This is a genomic window from Berryella intestinalis, from assembly GCF_000814825.1.
Lineage (GTDB): Bacteria > Actinomycetota > Coriobacteriia > Coriobacteriales > Eggerthellaceae > Berryella > Berryella intestinalis.
The window spans coordinates 115,751-130,625 of the sequence record NZ_CP009302.1; the positions used below are offsets into that span (position 1 = coordinate 115,751).

At 62.5% G+C, this 14,875-nt stretch carries 11 protein-coding genes; 7 read left to right on the top strand and 4 right to left on the bottom strand.

Annotated elements, in window-relative coordinates:
* Nucleotides 1-25 precede the first annotated feature (25 nt).
* The gene (gene nhaA / locus JI75_RS00455; RefSeq protein ID WP_052241465.1) at nt 26-1,612 is read left to right on the top strand and encodes a Na+/H+ antiporter NhaA; all 1,587 of its coding nucleotides are present in this window, start codon (nt 26-28) and stop codon (nt 1,610-1,612) included.
* A 109-nt stretch (nt 1,613-1,721) separates the two neighbouring features.
* Here the strand turns inward: nhaA and JI75_RS00460 are convergent, their stop codons facing one another.
* Nucleotides 1,722-2,963, bottom strand: coding sequence for a molybdopterin molybdotransferase MoeA (locus JI75_RS00460; protein ID WP_039687946.1), 1,242 nt, complete (start codon nt 2,961-2,963; stop codon nt 1,722-1,724).
* Between the two features lie 236 nt (nt 2,964-3,199).
* Between JI75_RS00460 and lysA the strand changes: the two genes are divergently transcribed.
* The 3 genes from lysA (at nt 3,200) to JI75_RS00475 (ending at nt 6,576) form a co-directional block, all read left to right on the top strand.
* A complete protein-coding gene (gene lysA, locus JI75_RS00465) occupies nt 3,200-4,555 on the top strand; it encodes a diaminopimelate decarboxylase (RefSeq protein WP_039687948.1) in 1,356 nt (451 codons plus the stop codon).
* Between the two features lie 68 nt (nt 4,556-4,623).
* Nucleotides 4,624-5,907 carry a homoserine dehydrogenase gene (locus JI75_RS00470; RefSeq protein WP_039687950.1) on the top strand — a complete coding sequence of 428 codons (1,284 nt, stop codon included), beginning with the start codon at nt 4,624-4,626 and terminating at the stop codon, nt 5,905-5,907.
* Nucleotides 5,908-5,910: 3 nt separating this feature from the next.
* The gene (locus JI75_RS00475) at nt 5,911-6,576 is read left to right on the top strand and encodes an HAD family hydrolase (RefSeq protein ID WP_039687952.1); all 666 of its coding nucleotides are present in this window, start codon (nt 5,911-5,913) and stop codon (nt 6,574-6,576) included.
* A 132-nt stretch (nt 6,577-6,708) separates the two neighbouring features.
* On the opposite strand, the gene JI75_RS00480 is transcribed toward JI75_RS00475, so the two are convergent.
* Complete coding sequence (locus tag JI75_RS00480; protein WP_039687954.1) at nt 6,709-8,442, bottom strand: FAD-binding protein; 1,734 nt, start codon at nt 8,440-8,442, stop codon at nt 6,709-6,711.
* Nucleotides 8,443-8,645: 203 nt separating this feature from the next.
* Here JI75_RS00480 and JI75_RS00485 point away from each other — a divergent pair, with 203 nt between their 5' ends.
* The gene (locus tag JI75_RS00485; RefSeq protein ID WP_039687956.1) at nt 8,646-10,097 is read left to right on the top strand and encodes a helix-turn-helix transcriptional regulator; all 1,452 of its coding nucleotides are present in this window, start codon (nt 8,646-8,648) and stop codon (nt 10,095-10,097) included.
* A 31-nt stretch (nt 10,098-10,128) separates the two neighbouring features.
* Here the strand turns inward: JI75_RS00485 and JI75_RS00490 are convergent, their stop codons facing one another.
* Both JI75_RS00490 and metA read right to left on the bottom strand, forming a co-directional pair.
* Nucleotides 10,129-10,422 carry a hypothetical protein gene (locus JI75_RS00490; RefSeq protein WP_039687958.1) on the bottom strand — a complete coding sequence of 98 codons (294 nt, stop codon included), beginning with the start codon at nt 10,420-10,422 and terminating at the stop codon, nt 10,129-10,131.
* A complete protein-coding gene (metA, locus tag JI75_RS00495) occupies nt 10,419-11,366 on the bottom strand; it encodes a homoserine O-acetyltransferase MetA (RefSeq protein WP_039687959.1) in 948 nt (315 codons plus the stop codon). The genes JI75_RS00490 and metA overlap by 4 nt, the downstream gene beginning before the upstream one ends.
* Nucleotides 11,367-11,643: 277 nt before the next feature.
* Between metA and JI75_RS00500 the strand changes: the two genes are divergently transcribed.
* Nucleotides 11,644-14,250 (top strand): DMSO/selenate family reductase complex A subunit, encoded by a 2,607-nt coding sequence (locus JI75_RS00500; RefSeq protein WP_039687960.1) that lies wholly within the window; start codon nt 11,644-11,646, stop codon nt 14,248-14,250.
* Between the two features lie 13 nt (nt 14,251-14,263).
* Nucleotides 14,264-14,875, top strand: a complete 612-nt coding sequence (locus JI75_RS00505) for a 4Fe-4S dicluster domain-containing protein (protein ID WP_039687961.1) — start codon at nt 14,264-14,266, stop codon at nt 14,873-14,875.

Genomic DNA, 14,875 nt, shown 5'->3' on the forward strand with positions numbered 1-14,875 from the left:
CGTAACCGACAGAGGGTTTGATTTCATGTCCGACAAAGCACAGAAAGAGCCGCAGACGTGGCATAAGAGCATCTACATCGACGAGGTGCAGCAGAATCAGAACCGATTCCAGAAGTTCATGACGTTCACGTACTCGTCGACCAAGGCCTCCGCCCTCATGCTGCTGGCCGCCGTGGTGGCGCTGATCGTGGCGAACACCGGCCTGTACGCCGACTTCCTGGGATTCTGGGATACCGAGATCGGGTTTTCGGTGGGTGAGCGGTACGCGGGCATGTCGCTTGCCAACATCATCAACGACATCTTCATGGCGGTGTTCTTCCTGCTGGTGGGTCTCGAGATCAAGTACGAGATGACCGCCGGCGACCTGACCAACTTCCGCCAGGCGCTCCTGCCCATCATCGGCGCGGTCGGAGGCGTGGTCGCGCCCATCCTCATATACATGTCGTTCAACGGGGGCTTCCCCGACACCCAGCACGGCTGGGGCATTCCCACGGCAACCGATATTGCGTTCGCCCTGGGCGTTCTGTCGCTTCTGGGCAACCGCGTCCCCAACGGCGTGCGCGTGTTCCTCAGCACGCTCGCGGTCGCCGACGACATCATCGCGATCATCGTGATCGCCGTGTTCTACGGGCATTCCCCCTCCATCGTGTGGCTGGCGTGCGTCGTCGCGGTGGTCTTGGTGCTGGTGGCTATGAACCGCATGCACGTGTACTCGCTGCTGCCCTACCTCCTGGTGGGTGTCGTGCTGTGGTACTGCGTGTTCATGTCGGGCGTCCATTCGACCATCGCCGGCGTCCTTTTGGCGTTCACCATCCCCGCGGGCTCGCGCATCAACCTGCGCCAGTTCATCGGCTGGAGCGCGTACGAGGCGAAGAAGGCGGGCGAGTCGTACAACCCCGACGTCCACGTGTCGGCGCAGGAGGAGTACATCGAGACGGTCAGCAACCTCAGCCACGTCGCACGTCAGGTGGTTCCCCCGGCGACGAGGCTCGAGCACAAGCTGTACCCGTGGGTGTACTTCGGCATCCTTCCGCTGTTCGCCCTCACGAATGCGGACGTTTCCCTGTTGGGCAGCGGCGTGATGGAGCTGGTGGACAACCCGGTGTTTTTCGGGGTGTTCTTCGGGCTTTTGGTTGGAAAACCGTTGGGTATCCTGCTGTTCAGTTTCGTGGTGGTCAAGCTGGGCGTTTCGAAGTTGCCCGAGAACACCACCTGGATCCACATGGTAGGGGCGGGCCTTCTGGGCGGCGTCGGCTTCACCATGGCCATCTTCGTTGCGAACCTGGCGTTCCCGGACGCCGGCCATGTGGTCAATGCCAAGCTGGCCATCCTTCTCGCATCGGCGACCGCCGGCGTGGTGGGGTTCACCTTCCTGGCGGCCAAGGCCAAGGTCGAACAGCGCCGCGGCATCGCGTACCTTACCACCAACCCCGCCTCCACCGTGCGCCAGACGGCGGGCACCGAGGCGGCTGAGCGCAGCAAGGAGCTGCTGGATAGCATCGACAGCCCTCTTGCGCGCCAGGAGATCGAGGAAGCTCAGAAGAACAGTCCGCGGGGCGTGGCCGAGGTCGTGGTCGAACTGGGAGAAGACCAGAAGTTCGGCGATCAGTAGCTCGTCGGTCCCGCATGGCGGGAGAGCGCCCGTCGTCGAGGTCGGCTATCGATATTTCCGGAGCCCGGCGATTCGCGCAAGGTCCGCTTCGATCCGCCGGCTCGCCCGCCTACGATTCGCCGATGAACTCTTCTCCGCGCAGCAGCTCGACCTCTATCGTCGAGCCGGCCTCGAGGGCGCCTTCTCCCAAGGGGGAGACCCGCTGGGCGTTGCTTGCGAGGGCGGCGCCCAGGGAGGATCCCTTCCTGGGATCGAGGAAGCGCGCGACGAATTCCCGTCCGTCGCGATGCAGTTCGATGCGGGAGAGGTTTGCCATGAAGGGCGGGTTGTCCCTGCGCTCTTCGACGCGCGCGGTCACGCGGGGAAGCGTCTTCGTTTTCGTGCCCAGCATGCGCGCTGTGACCGATTGGATGCACCATTGCATGCCGTAGAAGGCGGCGACGGCGGGTCCGGGCAGGTCGATGACGGGTTTCCCCTCGATGACGCCCAACAGCATGGGCCGGCCGGGAACGGCGGCGATGTCGTGGTGGACGACGCGTCCGCGCTCTTCGATGATGTGGACGTTGAAGTCTTCGGATCCGACGGCCGACCCGCCGTTCACGACGACCGCATCGCATGATTCCAGCGCGCGGTCGAGCGCTTCGCGCAGCTTGTCGGGATCGTCTTCGACTATGGGGAACATGACGGGATCGGCCCCGTATTCGATGAGCAGATGTTTGACCATCGGGCTGTTTCCGTCAATGGTCTGGCCCCGCTTCACCGAACAGCCTGCGGGGACCAACTCGCTTCCCGTGGGGATGAAGGCGACGCGCGGTTTGCGGCGCACGGCAACCATGCCGGCTCCTCCCATGGCCAGCGCGGCCAGGTCGGTGGGGCGTATCGGCATCCCTTCCGCGATCAGGCGGATGCCCGGCCTCATCGTGCTTCCCGCTGCGCGGATGCCGTCTCCTGCCTTAACGCGCAGGTCGCTTGGGAACGAAGGCGCGCCCTCGTCGGACAGGACGACGCTTTCTATCCTCACCACCGCGTCGAATTCGTCGGGAAAGTCGTCTCCGGTGTCTGCTCGGACGAAATCGCGGCCGCAGATCCAGCCCGCTGTGTCGGGGGATCCCGCTTCGAAGTCGGAAGAGCGAACGCCCACCCCGTCGAACCCCGATGCGCGCACGACCGGCAGGGTCGTGGAGGAAAAGACGTCGCATGCCGCGATGCGTCCCGCCGCATCGTCGAGGGAAACGAGCTCGGCGGCCTTCAGATGCGGGGGAACCTCCCACGCCTCGAAGAAATCCCGCAGGGCCCGTTCGCGTGAAACAAGGCCTTCCACCTGGGGTGCGGTCGCTGTTCGCGGTTCCATCCGATCTCCTTCCCGTATGTTCCTCAATTGAGAATAATTATACTCCCGCTATTCTGCGCGGATCCGCGGGACCGATCTTCGACACAAGGTCGGCACCAGTGTTTCGAATCGATAAAGATTGCGTATTCGTTGTGCGAAAACCCTCGGCTTCTTCAGGGAAAACGGCGGGTGTTGGTAACATATTCGGAATATCTAGAATCGGCCGGAACCGGCTTGCACAGAAGGGGTAGAGGGCTATGGCGCTTCCCGCATCCGATCGCTCAAAGCAACCTGACAACCGCACCGCGATGGAGCTGGGGGCGGTTCTTCCGCTTACGGCCGAGGTGCGCGGAGATCACCTGTTCGTCGGCGGCATCGACATGGTCGAGCTCGCCCGTGAGCAGGGGACGGCGCTGTACGTGTACGATGAGGCCGACCTTCGTTCGCGCATGTCGCGCTACCGCGAGGCGTTTGCCCGGGAATACCCCGATTCAGGGGTCCTGTACGCCAGCAAGGCGTTCATGAACAAGGAAGTCGTGCGCATAGCCGCCGAGGAGGGAATGGAGCTCGACGTGTCGGGCGGCGGCGAACTCGCCGTGGCCATCGCCGCGGGCTTTCCCATGGAGCGCGTGCACGTGCACGGCAACAACAAGACGCCCCAGGAGCTGCTTGAGGCCATTTCGGCCGGCGTCGGCATCATCGTCGCAGATAGCCGCATCGAGGCGGCGCGCATTTCTCAGATCGCCGGAGAGTTGGGGCGCACCCAGCGCATCTACATGCGCATCACTCCGGGCGTCGAGGCCGACACGCACGAGTACATCCGCACCGGATGCGAAGACTCAAAGTTCGGCTTCACCATGCTGGACGATTTCGCGTTCAAATGCGTGAAAGACGTCATGGCCATGCCCAACCTCGATCTGGTCGGGTTTCACTGCCACATCGGTTCGCAGATCTTCGCCCTGCATTCGTTCGACGAAGCCGCCGAGGTCATGATCCGGTTCGCCGCACGCGTGAAGGACGCGTACGGCCTCGAGGTGTCCGAGCTCGATCTGGGAGGCGGCCTGGGTGTTGCCTACGTTGCCGACGACCAGCCCTCGACTATCGAGGATTTCGCCCGCATCACGGCGGAGTCGGTGAAGAGGCACTGCGCGGAGCTGGGCGTCTCCCAGCCGCGCCTGCTGGTCGAACCCGGCCGCAGCTTGGTGGCCACCGCCGGGATCACCCTGTACACGGTGGGCATCCTGAAAACCCTTCCGGGCATCCGCAAGTACGTGGCCGTCGACGGCGGCATGTCGGACAACATCCGCACGGCGCTGTACCACGCTTCCTACGAGCCGGTGATCGCGAACAAGGCCTCGCAGCCGCGCACCGAGATCGTCACGCTGTGCGGCAAGCACTGCGAAAGCGGTGACGCGGTGGTCGTTGACATGCCGATTCAGACCCCCGACCTGGGAGATATCGTCGCCGTGTTCGGCACGGGGGCATATTGCTATAGCATGGCATCCAACTATAACGGCCAGCCCCGTCCCGCGATAGTGTTCGTGAAGGATGGAGAGGCGCGCGTGGTGACGCGTCGCGAGACGTATGCCGACATCATGAGCCGCGACCTGTAGGGGGCTTGCCTGCGAGGCCGCCCTCAAGCGAGCGGCCGGAGGCGTCGGAGGAAACGAAAGGAACAGTCATGACGGTAAGACTCGGCCTGATCGGAACCGGTACGGTGGGCGGAGGGTGCCTTGACATCCTTCGCAACCACAAAGACGAGTTCCGCCGCCACTACGGCGTGGATCTCGAGGTTGTGCGCGTGTGCTCGCGCGAGCCCGAGGTCGCCCGCTCGTTCGGCTTCGCAGACGTGTTCACCTCCGATTACCGCGAAGTGGTGACCGATCCGAACGTCGATCTGGTGATCGAGCTCATCGGCGGCACCACAGTGGCCCACGATGCGGTGTGCGAGGCGCTGCGCAACGGCAAGGCGGTGGTTACTGCCAACAAGGCGCTCATGGCCACGGCGGGCGAAGAGGTGTTCTCGCTGGCCGAAGAGCATGGGGTCGAGGTCGCGTTCGAGGCAAGCGTCGGCGGCGGGATCCCCATCATCGATCCTTTGAAGCACTCCCTCATCGCCAACCGCATCAGCAAGGTCATGGGCATCGTCAACGGCACGACGAACTACATGCTCACCCGTATGGACGAAGAGGGCGCGAGCTACGAGGAGGCGCTGGCGGATGCCCAGGCGCGCGGTTTCGCCGAAGCCGATCCGTCGGCCGACGTCGACGGCCTCGATGCCGCGGCCAAAATCGCCATCCTATCCTCCATCGCGTTCAACTCGCGCGTGAACCTAAGCGACGTTCATGCCGAGGGTATCCGCAACATCACCACCACGGACCTCCAGACGGCCCGCGATATGGGTTACTGCGTGAAGCTGATGGCCATCGGCCACCGCACGGACGACGGTGTGGACGTGCGCGTCCATCCGACGATGATCCCGCTGTCTCACCAGATGGCGAAGGTCAACGGAGTGTACAACGCCATCTACGTCGTGGGCGACGCGGTGGGCGAGACCATGTTCTTCGGCGAGGGCGCGGGCGCAGGTCCCGCCGCCAGCGCCGTTATGGGCGATGTTTTGGAGGTCGCGCGCCATATCGAGACGGGCGTGACGTCGTTTGTGGGCTGCACCTGCACCGACAGCCTGCCCATCGTTCCCATGGACGACCTGGAGACGAAATACTACATCCGCTTCCCGGTTGCCGACCGCCCGGGCGTCCTCGCGTCGATGGCGGGCATCTTCGCCGACTTCGGAGTGAGCATCTACTCGGTCGTTCAGCGGGGTCAGAAGGAGGCGGGCACCGTCGAGGTCGTCTACGTCACCCATGTGGCGCGCGAGCGCGACATCCGCGCGGTTGTGGCTAAGATCGCCTCGCTCGATGACGTGCTCCACTCCGAGCCCTCCATCATCCGCGTCGAGGACTAGCCCATGGCCGACCTTGCATCGACGGGTTTCATCTTCGACTGCGACGGGACGCTCATCGATTCGATCGAGGCCTGGCTCGACGCCGAGGGCGAGGTTGCGCGCGGGGCGGGAGTCGTCCTGTCCAAGGAGCAGCGCGACGAGCTGAATACGCTGACGCTTCCCGAGGCGGGCGACTTCTTCCACGAGCGCTTCGGCATCGGGGAAAGCGGTGCGGCCGTCGTGGCGCAGATCGATGCGTTCATGTTGGATTTCTATCGCGAGCGCGCCGAGGGTCGCCCCGGGGCGCTCGCGTTCGTGCGGAGCCTGCGCGAACAGGGGGCCCGCATCACCGTGGCGTCGTCCAGCCCGAGGGCGTTTCTCGAGGCCGGTCTCGAGCGGGCGGGTTTCGCCCCCTACCTCGACGCCATCGTGTCGGTCGACGACGTGGAGGGGTCGAAGCGCGATCCGTTCATCTTTCGGCGCTGCTGCGCAATCATGGGCGTTGATCCGCAGCGTACCTGGGGGTTCGACGACTCGGTGTACGCGCTTGAGAGCATGGCGTCCGAAGGCATGCGCTGCGTGGGCGTGTACAGCTCCCCGCTGTGCTCGACCGAGGATGAGCTGGCCGGGGCCTCCGAGCTCGTGATCGGCGATTTCGTCGGCCTGGATCCGCAGCGCTTCGCCCTGTGAGCCTGTGAGCTTGAGCCACTGTGACGTTGCTTTTGCCGCCTGCCTGTTTGACCGATAACCCGATGGAGCTATGAAAAGCCCCCGGTTGCAGGGAAGGGGGCAACCGGGGGCGATAGAGGGCGGGGTCGTCTGCTACTTGATGTCTCCCGCCATGTGGCGCACGGCGTGGCGGCTGAACGTGAGGGTTCGTCCGCAGGCGCAGCCCACGATGTATTCAGGGTAGTTGTTCGCGAACATGCTTCCCGAGCAGTCTCCCGCAGCGTACAGGCCCTCGATCACGCGTCCCTTGGCATCGAGCGCCTGCATATGCTCGTTGATGCGGATGCCATCGACCGTGGTGAGGATGGAGCCGCCGAACCAGGTCCCGTAAAACGGCGCGGTCTTGATGGCGGAGAGGCGGTAGGCTTCCTTGCCGAAATCAGCATCTTCCTGTTTGTCGTAGAAGCCGTTGTACTTCTCGACCTCGCTGAGAAACGCCTGTTTGGCTTCTCCTGCGAAACCGAGCTTGTCGGCCAGTTCGTCAAGCGTATCGGCTTTGACCATGGTTCCCTTGTCAAGCTGATCGGCATAGATCGCGTCCAGGGGGGTGTCGGCTTCTTTCGCCAGAAGCTGCTGGGTCTGGCGCGAGCAGCCGATGGTCGAGAAGCGCTTGACGTCCTCTTTCAGATTGGAGTCGAAGATCTGGGCGAACACGCCTCCTTCGTTTGCGGCAGCCGCAAAGCAGCAGAAATCGTACGGCGTGGACTCGTTGCAGAACCTCTTCCCGTTACGGGCCACTTTCATAAGGGGCTGCGAACCCAGATTGAATTGCTTATCGGTCCCGACGAAGGTTGCGGGTTCGCCCGGCTCGCTGGCGATGCCGGCGTCTTGACCGGGGAGAACGGCTCCACGATCGAAGATCATCGGCGCCCCGACAGCGTCTTTCTGGGCACCTGCCCACAGGGCCGCCCGAATGCCGTCGCCGACGTTGTTGGGCGATCCGTACTGCAGAGTCACGCATCGGTCGACCATGGGGTTGCACGCGCGGAGCATAGCGTCGTTGCTGACGTATCCTCCCGTCGTGAGCAGAACTCCCTTTTTGGAGTTGATCTGCACATATCCGGAACCCGTCTGGAAGATGGCGCCGGTGACCTTGCCGGATTCGCTCTGCACCAGCTTTACCAGCGCGTGGTCGTAGGTGACGTCGTGCCCCTTGTCGTTGATGTACTTCAGCAGCACGGTATTGCGCTCGAGCTTTTCGCCGTTCGCGTCGGTTCCGGAATAATAGTGCTCCATGGGAGCCACGTAGAAATCAGTGCCGCCGGTTTTGTGGTCGATGTTGCCGTCGAACGCGCATTTCATGCCAGCTGAGGTGAGGATGGGGTCGATCCAGTCGACGACATCGGAGCTTTCGTCGATCCACACCTTTACGACGCGCTGATCGGCCTGCCCTGAAGCGTATCGGGTGAACTCGTTCAGCAGCTTTCCGGTATCGACGCGCAACCCGGCGGCTTCGGTGTACTTCGTGTTGATCGCGCCGAACCAGTGGCGGGATCTCTGGATCTTCGACGCCTTTTCGCACAGGGTGAAGTCGATGCCGAGATCGGCTGCCGTTGCGGCAGCGGCCATCCCGCCGTTGCCCGCCCCGATGATCAGCAGGTCGGTTTCGCGGGTCTCTTTGATATCCGCGCTTGCGATCTCAGGGGCGCTGCCCAGCCAATCGCTCGCGTTCGAGGCGCTTTTCTGATCCGATGCGGCGGTTTCGGTTTTTTCGGTAGCCGTCTTCTTCGGCGAGCAACCGGCAAGGCCGAATGCGGCCAGAGCGCTGGCCGTTGCGGCTCCGGTGATGAACCCGCGTCGCGAAAGGCTGTGGTTCGAAATCCCCATAATGATCCCTCCTGTGATTGACGGAGCGTCTCTTCCCCTGGACGCTTTTCCGATAAGGGGATCATCCCGCGATCGGGCGAGGAGATCATCACCACGCCGATACCATTTTCAGGTTGAGGAGGGGGTGCGACCGCTCACCCCCGTGGTACGAGATTCGTCGTTTTACCTTGTCGTAAGCTTGTTGTTGCGATAAGCTCGCTCGAATGGGGGAGAGTGTTGCACAGCATCGTGAGAAGTTCTCGATCGAATCCGCTTGGATTCGCTGCTTTGCTGCGCTTTCGGCGCTGCTCGTTGAAACGTGGTTGGTGAATTCCGTTCTGTACCCGCAGGTTTCCATGGTGATTCCCGAAGCCCGCGATGCCGCGTCTTTAGTGGGCGTTGCGGGCTTCGTCGCGTTCGCCGTTGCGGCCTCGAAGCGCCCCTCGCTGCTTGACGAGCGCAGGCTCGCGATAGGGTCGTTCGCAGGTTATGGAACAGGGCTTTCCCTCATCGCGGGAGGGTTGCTGTACGGCAATCCGGCGCTTGTTTTTGCAGGGGCATGCCTTAGGACCCTGTCCACGCGCTGGTTCGTCATTCAGACGGGTCTTGCTCTGTGCAACCTCGGCGGTCGATCGTGCATGCTCTGCATAGCATCGTCGTTCGTGGCTTCCTACCTCCTGCGCATTCCCTTCGAGATGGCGGGAGGGGTCGTTTCCGGTGCGGTCCTCGCTGCGATTCCCTGCGTCGTATTCTTCCTGGTCAGGGGTTTAGCTGGAGAAACGCTTTCCTATGTGCGCAGCGGATCTCCCCGCTCTGAGCTTTCCATAACCCAACCTGAAACCTACGTGCCGTTCGCGCATGCTCTGTTCGCTTCGTTTTTCGTGTTCCGCATCGCCTACGGATTCGCCTTGGCCTTCGGTTCGACCGAAGGCAACCCTCATCAGACGCTGTTCGGCCTTATTCCGGTCGCTCTGGTGTGCGCTATGGTTTTCCTTCCCAAGATGCCGAAGGCCGATATGCTGTTCCAGGCGGCGGCCCTGTTGGTGATAGCGGGCTTCCTTGTGGCGGTTGCGTTCGGGGGATATCGGGATGGATGGCCGTTCCATTCAGTGGTCAACGGCTTGCTTTACGCGGGAAGCGAATGCTTCGAGATTCTGATGTGGTTCGTTTTGGTGTCCATTGGCTCTCGGAACAAAGCGAATTCGCTGGTTGTTTTCGCCTGGGGTAGAGCGGCCTGTTCGGCAGGGCTTCTGGCGGGCGTCACGATAGGCCATGCGGTGAACGGGTTCGACGGCGCAATCGCTGGTTCGGCGGCCATAGCGGTAGTCCTGTTCTCATTCGTGGCCGTAAACATGACCGTCTTCAAGAACCTGGGTTTTCAGGCGACCATCGAAGGCGTGCGAAGTGAGAAAGCGCTGGTCGTGCCAGCTCGCTCGGAAAGCGGTTTGGCGGAGAAGAGCCTGTGCGCGGCTCAATGCTATGCGCTCACGAAACGGGAAACTGAGATCTTGGGTATGCTTGCTCGGGGCCGTAACGCGTCGTTTGTGCAAGAGCAGCTGACCGTATCGCGCAACACCGTCAAAACGCACGTGGCGAACATCTACGCGAAGCTCGGCGTTCATTCTCAGCAAGAGCTTATCGATCTGGTAGAGCAGATAGAGACCGTCCGCCTGTAGCTCAGCGCGCTCGGTTGCGCTGGGTTTGCGCTCAGTTCCAGGGGTCGCGCTCGAACAGCGGAGGCTCGCTTCGGCGGTCCGAGTAGGGGTCGTACCCGTCGTCATCTTCGTTTTCCGCTCGGAGGTAGGGGGAATCCGGTTTCAGCCGAGCTGGTGCGGGGCGGACGGCGGCGCGTATCGCCTTGCCGGTCGCGCCCGATTCGCCCGAAGAGGACGCGGGGAATCCACCCGAACGGGGTTCGGGGGCCGCCTCGCTCCCGACTTCGCCTTCGGGTGCGCTTTCCGATGCGGTGCTCGGGGACCGACCGTCCTCGCCGGTCCTCATCGGCCGCCGCCCAGGTCGTCGTCTCCGAGCCCCGCCTTCTCCACGTCGTAGGGCGTGGTTTGGTAGACGTAGTAGTTCAGCCAGTTGGTGTACAGCAGCTGGGCGTGCGCGCGCCATGTGGACAGCGGCGCGCGCGAAGGGTCGTCGCCGGGATAGTAGTGCTGGGGAAGGTCGGGGTCCATTCCGGCTTTCACGTCGCGATCGTATTCGGCCTTGAGCGTGTCGTTGTCGTATTCGGGATGCCCGAACACGAAGAACTGCCGGTTGTCGGTGCTCTTCGCGATGTAGACGCCGGCCTCGTCGGACACGGCGATCAGCTCGAGGTTCTGGTTGGCCTCGATTTCGCCCGCTCGAACCTCGGTGTGGCGCGAATGGGGGGCCATGAAGCGGTCGTCGAAACCGCGAACCAGGGGCGACGTCGGCTTCACCAGTCGGTGCTCGAACGCGCCGAACATCTTGCGGGGCAGGTCGTGCTTGCGAACCCCATGGTGGTAGTAGATGCCCGCCTGCGCTCCCCAGCAGATATGGAACGTGGAATGCACGTGCGTGCGGCTCCATTCCATGATCCGGCAGAGCTCGGGCCAATAATCGACCTTCTCGAAGTCAAGCGTTTCAACCGGCGCCCCCGTGATGATGAGGCCGTCGTAATGCTGGTCTTTGATCTGGTCGAACGTGCGGTAGAACGTCTCCAGGTGCTCGCGGGAGACGTTTTTCGATTGGTGGCTGGCGGTTTGCAGGAGGAACACGTCGATCTGCAGCGGCGTGTTGGAGAGCTTGCGCATGATCTGCGTTTCCGTGGCGATTTTGGTGGGCATCAGGTTCAGCAGCACCACCTTGAGCGGGCGGATGTCCTGGCTCATGGCGCGGAACTCGGTCATGACGAAGATGTTCTCGCTTTCCAGAACCTCGGTTGCCGGAAGCGCATCGGGAATTCGGATCGGCATGCAAGCCCCTTCCTTCGGTGATCGCAGCAATCATAGCGCAACCGAACGGGTGGGGCGATCCTCTGCAAAATGGGACGCTGGCTATAGGAAAATCCGTACAGAGAGCGGCTGGTTTACGCCTTCCATCTGGCTTGTTAATAATTCGATAATAAAAAATGCATCTATTGATCATGGAAAACGCGCACTCGAGCGCATACATTGGATATGGGCTTTCAGGGGGAAGGCCCAGCGCTCGCCCGCGCGCATGCGGGCGCATAAGACGAGGGAAGGGGAGTTCATGGGGGAGAATACCGTCTTGGGCCCTCAGATCAGCCGTCGCACGTTCATGGCCCTGTCGGGGCTTGCGGGCGGATGCGCTGCGCTGACCGGTTGCAGCCCGAAATCTCCGAGCAAGAAAGAGGAAACGTCCGACAAGTCGTTTTCTCCGGATGCGGTCACGTGGAGCAGCTGTCACGTGAACTGCGGAAGCCGCTGTCCGCTGAAGGTGTTCGTGAAAGACGGCACCGTGGTGCGCATCGGCAACGACAACGAGGGGTCCGACGTTTTCGGGCCGGGTGAGATCTACCAGATGCGCTCGTGCGTGCGCGGCCGTACGAACCGGCAGCGCATCTACAACGATACGCGCATCCAAAAGCCGCTGCGCCGTGTCCCCGGGACGAAGCGCGGCGAGGGCAAATACGAGGAAATCTCCTGGGACGAGGCGATCAGCGATATCGCGTCGACCATGAAGGAGATCAAGGAAGAGTACGGCAACGACGCCTTCTACATCCAGTACGGAACGGGCCAGCTGGGAGGCACGGTGTCGAAGTCGTGGCATCCCGACAAGACCATGTTCGCCCGCCTGATGAACCTGTACGGGGGCTACCTGCGCCATTACTGCGACTACTCGACCGGGCAGATCACCTGGGAGCTTCCGCTGTTCAACGGCGACGCCTGGAGCAATAACGAAGTCACCGACCTGGTGAATTCCAAGAACATCTTCCTGTTCGGGAACAACCCCGCGAACACGCGCATGAGCGGCTCGGCCATGATGTACCTCATCACGCAGGTACGTCAGCAGAACCCCGATGCCCGCATCGTCGTGGTTGACCCTCATCTGTCCGACACCGCGGTGGGCGTGGCCAACCAGTGGGTCCCCATCCGTCCCGGCACCGACGTCGCCCTGGTTGCGGGCATGATCCAGCACCTGCTGTCCGCGGGCAAGCTCGACCGCGATTTCATCAAGGAGAAGTTCGTCGGCTTCTTCAGCGACTCTTTCATGGAGGATGTGAAGGCCGCCGAACCCAAGGACGCCTCGTTCATGGGCTTCGACAAAGACGGCAAGCTGTCCATCGATCAGGATATGTCGTACGAGGCGTACCTGAACGGAACGGGTGCGTATGCGGGTTCGGGGAAGAAGACCCCCGAATGGGCTGCGACCATCACCGGGGTTCCCGCCGCCACCATTCGCGAGCTGGCCGATCTGTACGTGGACGGTCCCACGGCCACCATCCAGGGCTGGGGCCCGCAGCGCCACAGCAACGGCGGAAACAACACGCGCTCCATCGCGCTGATCGCGGCCATCACGAAAAACGTCGGGATCTCGGGCGGGGGAACCGGTGCGCGCGAAGCGACGGGCGGCGTTGCCTACAAGGTGAAGACCGCCATCCCGACGTTCCCCGAGAAGAACTCGGTCGACGTGTGCGTTTCGTTCTTCGACTGGTACCGGGCCATCGAGGACTATCGCTCCATGAACGACGCGACGTGGGGCGTTCGCCACATAAACGAGAAGGGCAAGACCCTCTACGCCGACGAGCCGGGCAGCATCACGCTGAAAGCCCCCATCAAGTTCATCTGGAACTACGCTTCGAATGTGATGATGGGTCAGCATGCCGACATCAACGAGTGCCTGCGCATCTACAACCTTCCCGACGAGAAGGATTCGGGTGTGCGCATGATCGTGACGGTGGACTGCTACCTCACTCCCACCGCGCTGATCTCGGATATCATCCTGCCGGGCACCACGTCGTTCGAGGAAGACGACATCTGCACGGGCGGCACCGCCTGGACGGGCTTCGTGTGCTGCGAGAGCGCGGCCATCAAGCCGCTGTTCGAGGCGAAGCCCGTGTACGAGATCTGCACGCTCATCGCCGACAAGCTGGGTCTGAAAGATGAATTCACCGAGGGCAAGTCCCAGCTCGATTGGGTGAAGTGGTCCTACGAGCAGGGCGTCGAGGCGGGGGACGACCTTCCGGCCACCTTCGAGGAGTTCAAGGAGAAGGGCCTGTTCAAACAGACCGACACGCACGATCCGGCCATCGCCAAGCAGGACAAGATCGCCACGCCGTCGGGCAAGTACGAGGTGTTCTCAAAGCAGGCGTACAACCTGTCCAAGCAGTGGGACCTCACCCTGGGCGGCTACGTCCCCGACGATGGGCGCGACCAGATCACGGGCCTGCCCACGTACTACGATCATTTCGAGGGCTACAACGACCCCCTGCGCAGCGAGTACCCCTTCCAGCTGATCGGTCATCACGGCAAGACGCGCACCCATTCCTCGTACGGCAACGTGGCCTGGATGTCCTCCGTTGCCCCTCAGCAGTGCTGGATTAACGAGAAGGATGCGGCTGCTTTGGGAATCGAGCAGGACGATCAGGTGATCGTCTCCACCGAACGAGGCAGGACCCAGCTTTCCGCCAAGGTCACCCAGCGCATCATGCCCGGGGTGGTTTCGATCCCGCAGGGAGCCTGGTACGATCCGGCGTCGCGCGATGCCGCCACGCTGGGCGACAAGAGCGTGCTGGACAAGGGCGGGTGCATCTCGGTGCTCACGTCGATGCGCCCGACGCCCATCTCGAAGGGCAACGGCGTCCACTCGAACCTGTGCAAGATAGAGAAGGCGTAAGGGGGAGGTTGGCATGCAGTACGGATTCTATGTCAACACCGACATCTGCACGGGTTGCAAGGCGTGCATGACGTCGTGTTTCGATAGGAACGATCTGGAAGTTCCCCAGAAGTTCCGCAAGGTGTACGAGTTTGGCGGCGGAGATTGGGCCACCGACGAGGCGGGTGCGTTCACCTCGACGGCGTTCGGATACTACGCCTCTATGACCTGCGGGCATTGCGATAAGCCCGCCTGCGTGGCAGCCTGTCCGACGGGTGCCATGCAGAAAAACGACGAAACGGGCCTGGTCGACAACGACAAGGATAAGTGCATCGGGTGCATGAGCTGCGAGAAGAGCTGCCCGTACCACCACCCCGTCCAGATGTCCGACGGCCTGTCGCACAAATGCGTGCTGTGCACCGACGAGGCCGCCGACGGCGAGCCCGATCCCGTGTGCGCCAAGGCGTGCCCTGTGAGGGCCATCGAATTCGGCCCGATCGACGATCTGCGCGCCAAGCACGGCAGCGTCAACGAGATCGGCGAGCTGAAGAACGAGACCGATCCGAACGTGGTGTTCGGCCTTCATCGCGATGCGGAGTTGGGCGGCACGCTGCGCAATCCGCTCGAAGTGAGCCACGAGGCCTAG

Bases quoted from the DNA above. Each gene is read 5' to 3' on its own strand.
- nhaA (WP_052241465.1), top strand. From the start codon at position 26: ATGTCCGACAAAGCACAGAAAGAGCCGCAGACGTGGCATAAGAGCATC.
- JI75_RS00460 (WP_039687946.1), bottom strand. From the start codon at position 2,963: ATGGAACCGCGAACAGCGACCGCACCCCAGGTGGAAGGCCTTGTTTCA.
- lysA (WP_039687948.1), top strand. From the start codon at position 3,200: ATGGCGCTTCCCGCATCCGATCGCTCAAAGCAACCTGACAACCGCACC.
- JI75_RS00470 (WP_039687950.1), top strand. From the start codon at position 4,624: ATGACGGTAAGACTCGGCCTGATCGGAACCGGTACGGTGGGCGGAGGG.
- JI75_RS00475 (WP_039687952.1), top strand. From the start codon at position 5,911: ATGGCCGACCTTGCATCGACGGGTTTCATCTTCGACTGCGACGGGACG.
- JI75_RS00480 (WP_039687954.1), bottom strand. From the start codon at position 8,442: ATGGGGATTTCGAACCACAGCCTTTCGCGACGCGGGTTCATCACCGGA.
- JI75_RS00485 (WP_039687956.1), top strand. From the start codon at position 8,646: ATGGGGGAGAGTGTTGCACAGCATCGTGAGAAGTTCTCGATCGAATCC.
- JI75_RS00490 (WP_039687958.1), bottom strand. From the start codon at position 10,422: ATGAGGACCGGCGAGGACGGTCGGTCCCCGAGCACCGCATCGGAAAGC.
- metA (WP_039687959.1), bottom strand. From the start codon at position 11,366: ATGCCGATCCGAATTCCCGATGCGCTTCCGGCAACCGAGGTTCTGGAA.
- JI75_RS00500 (WP_039687960.1), top strand. From the start codon at position 11,644: ATGGGGGAGAATACCGTCTTGGGCCCTCAGATCAGCCGTCGCACGTTC.
- JI75_RS00505 (WP_039687961.1), top strand. From the start codon at position 14,264: ATGCAGTACGGATTCTATGTCAACACCGACATCTGCACGGGTTGCAAG.